This is a genomic window from Aquiflexum sp. (genome assembly GCF_041751335.1).
In the GTDB taxonomy this organism is placed as follows: Bacteria; Bacteroidota; Bacteroidia; order Cytophagales; family Cyclobacteriaceae; genus Aquiflexum.
Window position 1 is genome coordinate 39,862 of record NZ_JBGSXS010000387.1, and the last position, 13,058, is coordinate 52,919.

14 protein-coding genes are annotated in these 13,058 nt (G+C 38.4%); 9 read left to right on the forward strand and 5 right to left on the reverse strand.

What is annotated here, in order from left to right; all coding sequences use genetic code 11:
• Positions 1-208: 208 nt before the first annotated feature.
• From ACEW8U_RS20795 to ACEW8U_RS20825, 7 genes are all read left to right on the forward strand, one after another.
• A complete protein-coding gene (locus ACEW8U_RS20795) occupies positions 209-892 on the forward strand; it encodes a metal-dependent hydrolase (RefSeq protein ID WP_373523973.1) in 684 nt (227 codons plus the stop codon).
• 7 nt (positions 893-899) lie between these two features.
• Positions 900-1,679 (forward strand): ParA family protein, encoded by a 780-nt coding sequence (locus tag ACEW8U_RS20800; RefSeq protein ID WP_373523974.1) that lies wholly within the window; start codon positions 900-902, stop codon positions 1,677-1,679.
• Positions 1,680-1,692: 13 nt separating this feature from the next.
• Positions 1,693-2,610 carry a ParB/RepB/Spo0J family partition protein gene (locus tag ACEW8U_RS20805; RefSeq protein WP_373523975.1) on the forward strand — a complete coding sequence of 306 codons (918 nt, stop codon included), beginning with the start codon at positions 1,693-1,695 and terminating at the stop codon, positions 2,608-2,610.
• 51 nt (positions 2,611-2,661) lie between these two features.
• Complete coding sequence (locus ACEW8U_RS20810; RefSeq protein ID WP_373523976.1) at positions 2,662-3,231, forward strand: DUF5683 domain-containing protein; 570 nt, start codon at positions 2,662-2,664, stop codon at positions 3,229-3,231.
• Positions 3,232-3,238: 7 nt separating this feature from the next.
• Entirely contained in the window at positions 3,239-3,961 is a 723-nt protein-coding gene (gene dapB / locus ACEW8U_RS20815) for a 4-hydroxy-tetrahydrodipicolinate reductase (RefSeq protein ID WP_373523977.1), read from the forward strand.
• Positions 3,962-3,975: 14 nt separating this feature from the next.
• Entirely contained in the window at positions 3,976-5,052 is a 1,077-nt protein-coding gene (gene lepB / locus ACEW8U_RS20820) for a signal peptidase I (protein WP_373523978.1), read from the forward strand.
• 219 nt (positions 5,053-5,271) lie between these two features.
• Positions 5,272-5,466, forward strand: a complete 195-nt coding sequence (locus ACEW8U_RS20825) for a hypothetical protein (protein WP_373523979.1) — start codon at positions 5,272-5,274, stop codon at positions 5,464-5,466.
• Between the two features lie 145 nt (positions 5,467-5,611).
• On the opposite strand, the gene ACEW8U_RS20830 is transcribed toward ACEW8U_RS20825, so the two are convergent.
• From ACEW8U_RS20830 to ACEW8U_RS20845, 4 genes are all read right to left on the reverse strand, one after another.
• The gene (locus tag ACEW8U_RS20830) at positions 5,612-5,848 is read right to left on the reverse strand and encodes a ferredoxin (RefSeq protein WP_373523980.1); all 237 of its coding nucleotides are present in this window, start codon (positions 5,846-5,848) and stop codon (positions 5,612-5,614) included.
• 370 nt (positions 5,849-6,218) lie between these two features.
• Positions 6,219-7,469, reverse strand: coding sequence for a DUF819 domain-containing protein (locus ACEW8U_RS20835; RefSeq protein ID WP_373523981.1), 1,251 nt, complete (start codon positions 7,467-7,469; stop codon positions 6,219-6,221).
• A 45-nt stretch (positions 7,470-7,514) separates the two neighbouring features.
• Positions 7,515-8,117 (reverse strand): CoA pyrophosphatase, encoded by a 603-nt coding sequence (locus ACEW8U_RS20840; RefSeq protein ID WP_373523982.1) that lies wholly within the window; start codon positions 8,115-8,117, stop codon positions 7,515-7,517.
• A 35-nt stretch (positions 8,118-8,152) separates the two neighbouring features.
• Positions 8,153-8,821 carry a bifunctional isocitrate dehydrogenase kinase/phosphatase gene (locus tag ACEW8U_RS20845; protein WP_373523983.1) on the reverse strand — a complete coding sequence of 223 codons (669 nt, stop codon included), beginning with the start codon at positions 8,819-8,821 and terminating at the stop codon, positions 8,153-8,155.
• Between the two features lie 468 nt (positions 8,822-9,289).
• Here ACEW8U_RS20845 and aceK point away from each other — a divergent pair, with 468 nt between their 5' ends.
• Complete coding sequence (gene aceK / locus ACEW8U_RS20850; RefSeq protein ID WP_373523984.1) at positions 9,290-11,035, forward strand: bifunctional isocitrate dehydrogenase kinase/phosphatase; 1,746 nt, start codon at positions 9,290-9,292, stop codon at positions 11,033-11,035.
• A gap of 4 nt (positions 11,036-11,039) precedes the next feature.
• Here the strand turns inward: aceK and ACEW8U_RS20855 are convergent, their stop codons facing one another.
• Positions 11,040-12,149 carry a hypothetical protein gene (locus tag ACEW8U_RS20855; protein WP_373523985.1) on the reverse strand — a complete coding sequence of 370 codons (1,110 nt, stop codon included), beginning with the start codon at positions 12,147-12,149 and terminating at the stop codon, positions 11,040-11,042.
• A gap of 206 nt (positions 12,150-12,355) precedes the next feature.
• Between ACEW8U_RS20855 and ACEW8U_RS20860 the strand changes: the two genes are divergently transcribed.
• Positions 12,356-13,058 (forward strand): DUF6544 family protein (locus ACEW8U_RS20860; RefSeq protein ID WP_373523986.1); only part of this gene is annotated, 703 nt, incomplete at its 3' end.

The window sequence follows — 13,058 nt, forward strand, 5'->3', positions numbered from 1 at the left end:
TCAAAAAGAGACCTTTAAGGTCTCTTTTTGATTTATTGAGGTGTTATGAAATTGTGAATTTAGGATAAGGTTAATGACCAAACCCTTTCAAAACACTTAAAATGAGGTCATTACTGTAATCCACAAGCCCTTGTGGATAACATTCTATTTCATGCAAAAATTTAAATGATATCTTTGTAACCTTAGGAAAAACAAGCATATCAATCACATGATCGAACTGACCTATTTCGGACATTCGTCCTATCTCGTTAAAGTCAACCAAAAATCAATTCTTTTTGACCCCTTTATCAGCCCAAATCCCAAAGCATCTAATATAGATGTTGCTTCCATCAAACCTGATTACGTGCTGATCAGCCATGGTCATGAAGACCACGTAGCCGATGCCGAAAGTATAACAAAATCAAATAATGCCATGTTGGTTTCCAATTATGAAATTGCGGTTTGGTTTGCTGAAAAGGGTGTTGAGAGGTATCACCCCATGAACCATGGGGGAAGCAAAACATTCGACTTTGGTAGAGTCAAATATGTACATGCGGTTCACAGCAGTACACTTCCTGATGGCTCCTCCGGAGGTGTTGCAGGGGGTTTTGTTGTCAAGCACGACCAAGGATGTTTTTATTATGCTGGAGATACTGCACTTACCTACGACATGAAGCTTATTAGTGAAGAATTCAAAATTGATTTTGCCATCCTTCCCATCGGTGACAATTTCACGATGGGTATAGCAGATGCCATCAAAGCTGCTGATTTTGTGGGAACAAAAAAGATAGTAGGAATGCATTATGATACCTTTCCCTACATAGAGATAGATAGTGAAGTCGCAAAAAAAGCTGCTAAGGAAGCAGGAAAAGATTTGATTTTGCTTAATATTGGTGAATCTATTAGGCTCTAAATATTTTATGGGAAAAGTTATAGCTATTGCTAACCAGAAAGGAGGCGTAGGGAAAACCACTACAGCCATGAATCTCGCAGCCAGTTTGGCAGTTTTGGAATTTAAGACCCTTGTGGTAGATGCCGACCCTCAAGCCAATACTACATCTGGCTTGGGACATGATCCAAAAGAAATCACAACAAGCATTTATGAATGTATGGTGGATGGTATTGATATCCGCTCTATTATCCACAAAACTGAAATAGAAAAATTAGATTTGATTCCATCCCATATTGACTTGGTAGGTGCTGAGGTAGAAATGATCAATTTGGAAAATAGGGAGGAAAAAATGAAGGCTGTCATTAGTAATATCAAAGATGACTATGATTTTGTAGTCATTGACTGTTCACCTTCGCTTGGTCTGATTACTATCAATGCCCTGACAGCAGCTAATTCTGTCATTATTCCTGTGCAATGTGAATACTTTGCTTTGGAAGGTCTTGGCAAACTATTGAATACAATTAAAATTATACAAACCAGACTCAATCCTGAACTGGAAATAGAAGGTATACTACTTACCATGTATGACGTCAGATTAAGACTTTCCAATCAGGTAGTAGAAGAAGTAAGAATGCACTTCAAAAACCTGGTTTTTGATACAATCATTCCCAGAAATGTCCGTTTAAGTGAATCGCCTAGTTTTGGTCTACCTGTCATAGCTTTCGATGCAGAAGGCAAAGGCGCAGTAGCTTATCTCAACTTGGCCCATGAAATAGCGGTTAAAAACGGAATGGAAAAAGTAAATTGATTGAATAATATTTATGGCTGATAAAAAACCTACACCAAAGAAAAGTGCGCTGGGAAGAGGACTAGGAGCTTTGCTGCAGGATTCCCCACAAAAAAATAAACCTGAATCCCTTATACCTGCACTCCCTTCGGCCGGTGTCTTTGAAATACCCCTTTCTGAAATACAGGTAAACCCTTTTCAACCAAGGACTTACTTTGACAAGGATGCGCTTCAGGAACTTTCAGATTCCATCGTCACCCAAGGTATCATTCAGCCCATCACGGTTAGAAGACTCGAAGAAGGCGAATATCAGTTAATCGCAGGAGAAAGGAGATTTCAGGCCTCCAAAATGGCCGGCCTGGAAAAAATCCCCGCCTATGTCCGGACTGCCAATGACCAACAAATGCTGGAAATGGCCCTTATAGAAAATATCCAAAGGGAAAACCTAAACGCACTTGAAATTGCCCACTCTTATCAGAGACTATTGGCTGAATGTGATCTCAAACAGGAAGAACTTGGAGACAGGGTCGGTAAAAACAGAACAACTGTCAACAACTATCTTAGGCTCCTGAAGTTACCTCCTGATATTCAGGCAGGACTAAGGGACAATAAAATCACTATGGGCCATGCCCGTGCACTCATCAATGTCGAGAATATAGATCGGCAGCTGGCAATTTTCAAAAAGACCATAGAAGAAGAACTGAGTGTTAGAAAAGTTGAAGCATTGGTACAGGCAATCAACGGAGGTCAGGAAGAAAAAGGTGCCACCAAAGGTCCTGCTTTGGATCCTGTCAGAAAATATGAAATTGGTAAAATACAAAATCGCCTGGCCAATCATTTTGGCGCAAAGGTGCAGCTAAAATCAGATGCCAAAAGTAAAGGCGAAATAAAAATCCCCTTTAGATCATCTGAGGACCTAAATAGAATCCTGGAAATATTGGAGATCATCTGAGCCTTGGAAAAGGAAAAAATCATCAGGCTTTTGTACCCTAACTTCAAAGCAATGATATACATCTATATCATTGCTGTTTTTATTTTATTGCCTGCTTTAACATCACAGGCACAAAATGAAAATCAAAATATAGATACCGTTAAAGTTGACTTCAGTAATAAGAATATTAAGGATCCAAGAAAGGCTACTATTCTATCTGCAATTCTCCCAGGTGCAGGTCAGGTGTACAACGGAAAAGCTTGGAAAGTCCCTTTGATATATGGTGGTTTTGCTGCCAATATCTATTTTATTGAATTCAACAACAGAAGATATCAGCTCTTCAAAACTGCCCTGTTTGCATTAGATAAGCCAGGGGGTTTGACTGATCCGGAACGTGCATTTCCCAACTTAAACAGGGATGGGATTGTAAGGAACGTGAATTTCTGGCGAAGGAACAGGGATTTGAATTACTTTCTGTTTATGGGCATTTATGCTTTGAATATGGTCGATGCAAATGTAGATGCCCATCTTTCAGCGTTTGATGTCAGCGAAGATTTAACTTTCAGGTTTGAACCTGTATATGAAACATTGACTGCCGGGGGAGGAAATCTGATTGGACTGTCACTAAAAATAAATTTCTGATCAAAACATGAATATATTACTTCTAGGATATGGAAAAATGGGGAAAATAATCGGTGAAATCGCTGAATCCCGAGGACACCAAATCACTGCAAAAATCAACATTGACAACAGGGATGAACTTGATGAGCTTGATTCCACTAAAATTGATGTGGCCATTGAATTCAGTCAGCCTGATGCCGCTTTTGAAAATATCAGCTGGGCAATTTCAAGGGGAATCCCGGTCGTGGCAGGAACGACAGGGTGGTTGGACAAAAAGCCAAAGATTGAAACACTTACCAATGAGAAAAACACAGCTTTCTTTTATGCCTCTAATTTCAGTGTAGGTGTCAATATTTTCTTCAAAGTAAACCGTTTTCTCTCTTCCTTGATGAAGGAACAGAGTTCTTATCATGTTAGTATGGAGGAAATTCACCATACCGAAAAAAAGGATGCCCCAAGTGGTACCGCCATCACCCTTGCCGAAGGCATTATTCAGGAAATTCCCAGAATAAAGGACTGGAAACTGTCCGAAGCAACGTCCGCTTTCGATCAATACTTGCCAATAACTTCCAAAAGAATTGATCCCTCACCTGGCACCCATATAGTACGCTATCGTTCTGAAATCGATGATATTGAGATTTCTCATACCGCACATAGTAGAAAAGGATTTGCTGTTGGTGCAGTTTTGGTAGCAGAGTGGATAAAAAATAAAAAAGGTGTTTTATCAATGGATGATTTCCTATCTTTCTAAAATTTTAAACTAAAATGACTCAACCTAAAAATAAGAAGTCAGCGGCCCGAGAGTGGGCAGACGCTTTGGTTTTTGCAGTAATTGCTGCATCTCTGATCAGATGGCTTTTGCTGGAACCGTTTACCATTCCTACAGCATCTATGGAAAAATCCCTTTTGGTAGGTGATTTTCTTTTTGTGAGCAAAATGCACTATGGAACAAGAATACCAAGAACACCTTTACAGTTGCCTCTAACACATCAAAAAATATGGGGCACCAATGCCAATTCCTATTTAGACTGGATCGAATTGCCCTACTTCCGTCTTCCAGGGTTCACTTCCGTCAAAAGGAATGATGTCGTTGTTTTCAATTATCCTGCGGAATTTGAATATCCTGTTGATCTGAAAACCAATTATATCAAAAGGGCTGTGGCCATACCAGGAGATGTCCTGGAGATCAAAAAAACACAGATCTATGTCAATGGCGAACTTGGAACAAATCCCGAGGAAATGCAATACTCCTATGATGTGATGACTGATAGGACCCTTAGTCCTGATTTCTTTGATGATTATGGAGTCAATGTGGATAGCTATATGCCTTTTTCGAACGGGTCAGGATATATGGTGATGGCAACTGCTGAAACAGCCGAAAGGTTGGGGAAATCACCTGCTGTAGGATCCGTTACAATGAGAGTTGATAGGATTGATTTTGGTGATCCAAGAGTATTTCCTGACGGGGCTTATTTCGGATGGAATAAAGACAATCTGGGGCCATTGGAAATTCCAGGCAAAGGTTGGACCATCGAAATGGATCGGGACAACATCAACAAATATGTTTTTACAATTGAGCAGTTTGAAGGTCATAAAGATGTCAAAGTTCAAAACAATGAACTCTTTATAGATGGTCAAAAAGTCACAAGCTATACCTTCAAACAGGACTATTATTTTATGATGGGAGATAACCGTCATGATTCGCTTGACTCACGATATTGGGGATTTGTCCCTGAAGACCATATTGTAGGGAAAGCATGGTTCTTATGGCTTTCATTGGACAAGCACAAGTCCATGTTCAGTAAGATCCGATGGAATAGGTTCTTAAACGGAATACATTAATTTAAAAGCCAGGTTTGAAAGACCTGGCTTTTTTGTTTGGATTTTATCTGGCTGTTTTTAATAAATTGATTTTTTGCTAACTTGATATAGCATTTAAGAATACCATAGTAGAAGTAAATCTGGAGTAGCTTTTATTAAAAACTCCATCCATAATTTTCGTTTATTCTCTTTGTTTTTAGTTTAATTTAGGCAATTTCCCCCAATTAAAAAAAAATGGACATGGCTAAGAATAGAAAAATTGAAGTAAAAGGAAGGGAAATTAGTCTCTACTCAGAAAAGTCAGATGACTATATTTCGCTTACTGATATGGCACGTTACCGCGATTCTGAGCGAACCAATTACATAATCCAAAATTGGATGCGTACTCGCAGTGCCATTGAGTTTTGCGGACTTTGGGAGCAATTTGGACAATAGAAAGCACAACTCTTGAAGGCTATAATGAAATCGTCCACCAAGCTGGTAGACCAATAATAGATTGCCAAACTATTTTTAAAATTTTAAAACTATCCATTAAAGGATTAACCTAGCTTCTGACCCTTCAAAAAAATTTTAAACCAACCTATCCCAATTTCTTCTTCACCCCTACTATATCTGCCTTTTTCAACACCTCATTATTCACCACCACCACAGGACCTGATTTACAGAAATCCATACATTTTGTCTTGATGATTTTGTACCGGCCTTTGTGATCTTCAGATGCAATCAGGTCTTTGATTTCCTTTTGCAATTTCTTGCATCCTCCCTTTTTACAATCAGATCCGTTGCAGATAAAAATAAATTTGCGGTAGGTTGCCATAGGAATTAGTAAAGTTGTAATTGTTATAGTGGTTTCGGCTTAGCGGACGGTTGTAATTGTTTTAGTGGAAGTCAAGTTGACATACCTGCCTGCTTATTTTTTCTCATCTAGTTTTGCTCCTGCAACTTGCATCTTATTTCTTGACTATTGGTTCTTACGTCTCTTCAGATGTCTCCTTTCGTCGACATGACAAGGAGAGGTCTTTTTAAGTAGTTATTGCATAAATTATCAAAGCGTCATAATGTCTCTTTCTCAGCTTTCGCATCTCGCCTAGCTTCTGCATCTTGTATCTTACGTCTTGTGTCTTTAGTCTCAAATCTCATTTCTCAAATCTCAAATCTAAAATCTTAAATCTAAAATCTCACAACCCCTACCCATGCACCATCTGCATCAATAACCCACAAATATACGCACCATAAGTTCCAACTGCATAACCCAAAACTGCCATCAACACGCCAACCGGTGCCAAAGATGGATTAAAGGCTGAAGCAACTATCGGTGCGGAAGCTGCACCGCCGACATTGGCCTGTGAACCTACCGCTACAAAGAAGAACGGCGCTTTGATCAAGAATGCGACGATCAACATGACCAATACATGGAATATCATCCAAAGGATTCCTATCAGGAATAATATGGGACTATCAAATATCGCCATCAGATCCATCTGCATGCCAATAGTCGCTACCAACACATAAAGAAGTACGGAGCCTAACCTTGAGGCACCAGCACCTTCCAATTCCCTTGCTTTGGTAAAGGAAAGGATCAATCCCCCTGTTGTGGCAATTACCACAATCCAAAAGAATGGTGAATCCAATGAATATTGGCTTAGCTGTGGGTAATTTGCTCCTATATATGGAGCGACAATATCTGCGATAAAATGCGAAAATCCAGTTAAGGCAAATCCAATCCCAAAGATTTTCATGGTATCTGCCATGGTTGGGATTTTGAGTAGATTGGCTCTGTAATTCTCAACCTTTTCCTGCAAGGCATGAATGGCAGAACTATCAGCCTTGAAAATTTTGTCTATGATCCCTGGTTTTGCTGCCCAGTAAAGTAATACTGCCATCCATACATTGGCCACCAATACATCAACAGCTATCATCTGCGAAAATAGGGAGGGACTTGCACCGAATACTTCCAACATGGCGGTTTGATTGGCACCCCCTCCTATCCAGCTTCCAGCTATGGTTGCCAAACCTCTCCATACCTCATCGGGCCCAGCACCACCTAGGATATCCGGGTGGAAAGTTGATACAGTCAATAAGGCCAATGGACCTCCTATTATTATACCCAAAGTTCCAGCAAGGAACATAATCAATGCTTTTGGCCCCAGCTTGATGATACCTTTAAAATCTATACTCAATGTCAATAACACCAAAGATGCAGGAAGCAAATACCTAGAGGCAACCTTGTATAAGTCTGAGGTTTCCCCGGAGATCACCCCAAATGAATTTAGTAATGCAGGAATAAAATAACAGAGTAAGATAGAAGGAACTATCCTGTAGAATTTGACCCAAAAGGGAGATTTGCTCGAGGAGGTGGTAAACACCAAAGCCAAAACTGTCATCAACAATCCAAATACAACAGCATCATTGCTGATCAAAGGTGCATCCAATTCCATAGTTTTATTGTTAGGCTTACAACAATACCACAAAAGCCACAAACTTCAAAACTCTTGGGAATCCCATAGGTAAGTGAATTCTCCGAGCATCATTGCGGTTGCACCCCAGACTATTTCCTTTTCAATATCAAAATATGGTGCTTCAAGGTTCAGTCCAGAGCTAGCCTTTACTTTTGTTATTTTTCTGATATTTCTATCCAAAATCAATGAAAAAGGACAGCTGATGATTCTTTCAACTTCTTTGGGATCTGGAATGAATTTTGGTTTTTCTTCGACATAACCGATATATGGAGAAACCATGAAATTACTAGGGGGGATATAAACATCCGAAAGCTTTCCCAAAATCTGGACTTTATTCCCATCTACTCCGATTTCCTCTTCAGCTTCCCGGATAGCTGTGATACTGAGGTCCGCATCTTCAGGTTCCCACTTTCCTCCTGGAAAAGCAATCTGACCTCCATGGACACCTGGATAACTCGGTCTCTTGATAAATGGAACAAAACTTTTTCCTGCATCAGGGTAAAAAAGCATCAATACAGCCCCTTTTCTATGGTCGTCCCTGATCATAGACACAAAACGCTCTTCATCTACAGGTTGGGGCGCCATGGTGATTTGCCCCAATCTTCCAGGTAAAGGGTTTTGAAGCATTAGTTCAAGCTTTTTTATTACTTCCCCTAGATCCATTAAAAATCAATGTTGTCAAGTTTCTCTACTAGGTACTTTGTTTTAGGATATTGGGTTGTGTGGTAGGGATGAATATATTCAAAATAAATCTGTTCTTCTGGATTGATCAGCCAGATCTTAGGAGTTACTCCTTCTTCATCTTCAAAAAAACCAGTCACCATCAATAACTCAGGGCTGATCCATACTGCTTCTTCAAAACCCCCTGATGGTCCCATGAACAGTAACCTTTCCCGCATTCCATTAGATTTGAAATAAATCACCTCAGAATCGGGATTAAAAGAAACTTTGTCCTCCTCCGGAATCACTACCTTGTAGCTGTAAATATCCACAACACCTTCGCCCTCCGGATGAGGTATCAAATATTTGTAAAATGGACTTCCTGGCTGTATAAAATTTTCTTCCGGCCACTCCAATGATTCATAAGGTATTTCTCTGCTCAAGATGAACCTCGAAGGATCAAAACCTGGGTCTGTTTTTTTCCAAAAACTTCCCCATTTCGGAATCTGCTGCAGACCTATCGAAAGCAACTGTCTATGTTCCTCTTCAAGACTTATTTCTGTTTCTAAAACTATCTCTTCTTTTTTTTCTTTCTCAAAAGTACAGGCACCGAGTAGGGCCAATGAAAGTATCATCAAATGTCTGATGGTGTAAAAGGAAAAAAGGTTCATCTCTTATGGGCTAAATGACTACGAATGAAACATAAAAATCCCAAATATCAAAAAAGGTCGGAACATTGCGCCGACCTTTTTCATCTCTCAAACCTATTAAACCTATTGTAGATATTCATTGTATGAATAACACGCTAGAAAGGTAAATAATGTTTTTAGAATGTCCAAACAATCGATTGCGAAAATTTTATTTTGTCAAAATCTAAAGATAATTTTCAAAAGAAAATGGTTGAAATTGGCATTGATTTATTTATGCAAAAGCCTGTAAATTATATCTATATCCATTAAAAATTTTTCTGGCTACCCATTTCATTTCAAATAAAAAATGTTGATTGTCAAATCCAATTATGCGCATTTCGAACTGCATTTTTTCAAGAGTTTTATTTCATTTGGACAGGATAAATTTTAATTCTAACTATATTTCCTATCAAGTTTCGCACGGGTTTACCTTAAAAATCCCTTTGGAAAATGATGAAAAAAAAAATTATAGATAAACAAAAAATTGAACATTCGGTCCAGCTGATATTCGGTGGTTTTGAGTCTTATTTTAAAACATTCAAGGAACTCACCATATCCGCACCTCAATATTTCAAAAAAAGGGATTGGACTGGTATGCAACTGAACCACCGCAAAAGGCTCAGACTTTATAAAGATCAAGTTAGATCAACACGAGAAAAGTTAAGCGATTTCCTTGGGGAAGCTGTTGTTGATTTTGATTTTTGGCACGAATCAAAATCAAAATATTCCGAAGTCATTTCAAATAGAAAAGACAAAGAACTCGCTGAAACATATTTTAATTCTGTTATCAGAAAAACCTACCCCGGTCTTGCCATCAATGATTCCCTTATGTTTGTTCATGAAGGCTACAATGCCTGCGAAATTTACGCTTCGGAAAATCTTTTTAATAGTTATTCCGCAGAATGGGATATCGAAACCATCATTGAGAAAATCCTTGATGACTTTGAGTTTGGAGTTCCTTATTTAAACAAGGACGAGGATGTCCGGTTTCTTGTCAAAAGTATCAAAGATGTGATTTTGACAAGATACAAGGCAACTGAAGACACCACAACCCATGTTTTGAAAAGTGTGTTTTATAGAAACAAAGCTGCTTACCTTATTGGGAGAATTCGGGTTGATAATAAATGGATGCCTTTTGTAATACCTTTCATTCATGGAAAGAAAGGCATAGCTGTAGATACAATGGTATTCAATCCCAATTTGATGAGTGGCCTTTTCAGTTTTACAAGATCCTATTTCATGGTCGAAACTGACATTCCTTCTCAATTAGTTTCTTTCCTCAATTCAGTTATTAGCAACAAAAAAATCCATGAATTATATAATTCAATAGGATTCAACAAACACGGTAAAACGGAATTTTATAGAGATTTTTTGAACCATTTGGGCCAAAGTCAAGATCAGTTTATAATTGCCGAAGGTGTTAAAGGGATGGTGATGACAGTATTTACTTTGCCGTCTTACAATATTGTATTCAAGATGATCAAAGATTATTTTGATCCTCCCAAAACAATGACTAGACAAGAAGTAAGAGAGAAATATAAAATGGTCGGACTTCATGACCGGGTCGGAAGAATGGCCGATACCCATGAATTTGAAGAATTCCACCTTCCCTTGGACAGAATTGATCCAAAGCTAATGGAAGAGTTAAAGAATACGGTCAATTCCTTAATAGAAATCAACAATAATGAACTGATCATCAAACATGTATATATCGAAAGGAGAATGACTCCTTTGAATATTTATTTGGAAACCTGTACCCATGAGGAAGCTAAAGCAGCTGTAGAAGAATATGGTAATTCAATATTGCAATTGGCTCAAGCCAATATTTTTCCAGGAGATATGATGACCAAAAACTTTGGAGTGACCAGACAAAAGCGGGTTATATTCTATGATTATGATGAGATCGAATTCATGACAGATATAAATTTTAGATGGAAACCTAAACCCGAAAACTATGAGCAAATCTATGCATCAAGTCCTTGGTATGATATCGCCCCAAATGATGTGTTCCCTGAAGATTTCAAAAGATTTATGATCGGAAGGTTAGATGTCAGGGAATATTTTTTTGAATACCACAAAGATCTATTTGATCCTGAATTTTGGCAGAAAATCCAAAAAAGGATTCTGGATGGAGAATTCATCCATGCTTTCCCTTATCCGGACCAAATCAGGTTCAGGCCTTCATTGAAAATCTAGAGGATTATTTTAACCTTTTCCAATCGGATTTCATTTCCCAACTACCATCCACCTCTTCCAATTCGGCTGTCCATCTGTATGTCTTTGGCCAATGCTTAAATATCTTGACAACCGCATAAAGAAACCTGATAGTAAGTTTGGATTCATTGGGAATCCAGCCTTCAGAGGGTTCAAGTATTATACTAATTTTGTTTCCATATTTTTTGACATGGTATTCCCCACCAATCCTTCCGGTACTGCTATGTCCTTTTATTGAAAAGACTCCTGACACTTCTACCGAATTACGGAGCAGATTCAACTGGGGAAAAGCGGGCGCAAAAACCACATTTATTTCGTGGTTAGATGTCTTTTCTGTCATCTTTTTAATTTCCATTGCCGGACCGTTTTCAGATAATTCCAGTTCAGTGCTGCCATTTTTTACCTTTTGGTTTTCAATATTCTCCATGGTTTTTAAATTTCCATCTATGGCAGGATTAAATGTGACAATAAATGGATCTCCCGAATATCTGGTAAAATACATCCATGTACCATCCAATGGGATCGGGAATTTATCCGGTTTGTGGTGTTTCCCATCAATTTTTAATTGAAAATTGGAATGCCTTCTCCTTACAAAATAAAAATCATGTACATATACCAAAGGCATAGCCGAAGGATTCTCTGCTGCATCCCCCATTGGTGCCAATAGACCAAATGGATTCCTCTTTTTTGGATGCTGTTCTAAAATCCTGATTTCAACCTTCCTCCCAAGATTATCTTCAAAAATAATATCAGCATAAACCCCTGCATCCAATATTTCGCAAACAGCGCTTTCGAAATTCCTTTCACTCATTTGATTGAGACCTTTACCGGCAATATCATAGGTCTCCTCTCGGAGCTTTAACCCTGGTTCATGATAGACATCCACTTTCAGGTCATTCCTCCAACCTATGACCAGAAGTCCCTTTCCATGAATTTGATCGTCAAAATATTGAGGCTCAAATCCCTTGTAAATGACATCAGGGTCACTTTCAAAATTGACCAAAAGCAACCGTTCCATAGGGTCAACTTGAAAGGAAAATGGATTCAATAACCCTTTGTTTTTTTCATTGAGGTATATGGTCTGAGAATGTGCCATTTTTCAGTAATTCAAAGTCTAAGTATTTGTTTAGAGTAAAGGGAAATGAATTTAAGAAATTCAGGACTCCCTTAAGTTTTTCTTGAATTGTAAATATATCCTGTACTGCTGCTTTTAGTCAAAACCAAAATCAATTGAATACATGATTCTTGTCAGGAGAATTTGGGGTTTTTCAAACTAACTTTCACCCATTAAATCCTACTTCAATGAAAGTCCTCTTTATTATTCTCATCTTGATTCATGCCCTCATACATATTTTGGCATTTTTAAAAGCTTTCGAATTGGCCGAATTGAAAGAATTTACGCTTCCAGTATCTAAACCTATGGGTTTAATTTGGCTCCTAGTGCTTATCATAATATCCATCTCTGCCATCCTATTTCTTATCAATCATTCCAATTGGTGGATTTGGGGAATTGTTGGGGCTGTTCTTTCCCAAATTCTGATTTTTCAATTTTGGTCAGAGGCTAAATTTGGCTCTATACCAAACCTTATCATCATTTTGGTATCAATAGTTGCCTACGCTCAATTCAATTTTAAGCAAATGGTCAACCAAGAGATCGGTTTTATTCAAGAAGAATCTTCAATACAAGACAAAAAAACCATCACCAAAGAAATGATTGTGGACTTACCTTTCCCTGTTAGAAATTGGTTAGATAAAAGTGGGATCGTGGGTAAACCTGCCATCAAGATAGTCCAAATGGAACAGACATTTGAAATCAAACTAAAACCTGATCAAAATGAATGGTTCAAAGCTGATGCTGAACAATATATCAGTAGCTACCCTCCCGCCTTTGTCTGGAATGCGGATATGAAAATCATGCGATTTATCAGTACCCTGGGAAGGGATAAATTTATAGATGGGGAAGGTGAAATGCTTTTTAAAATACTTTCAATCTTTCCGGTTGCCA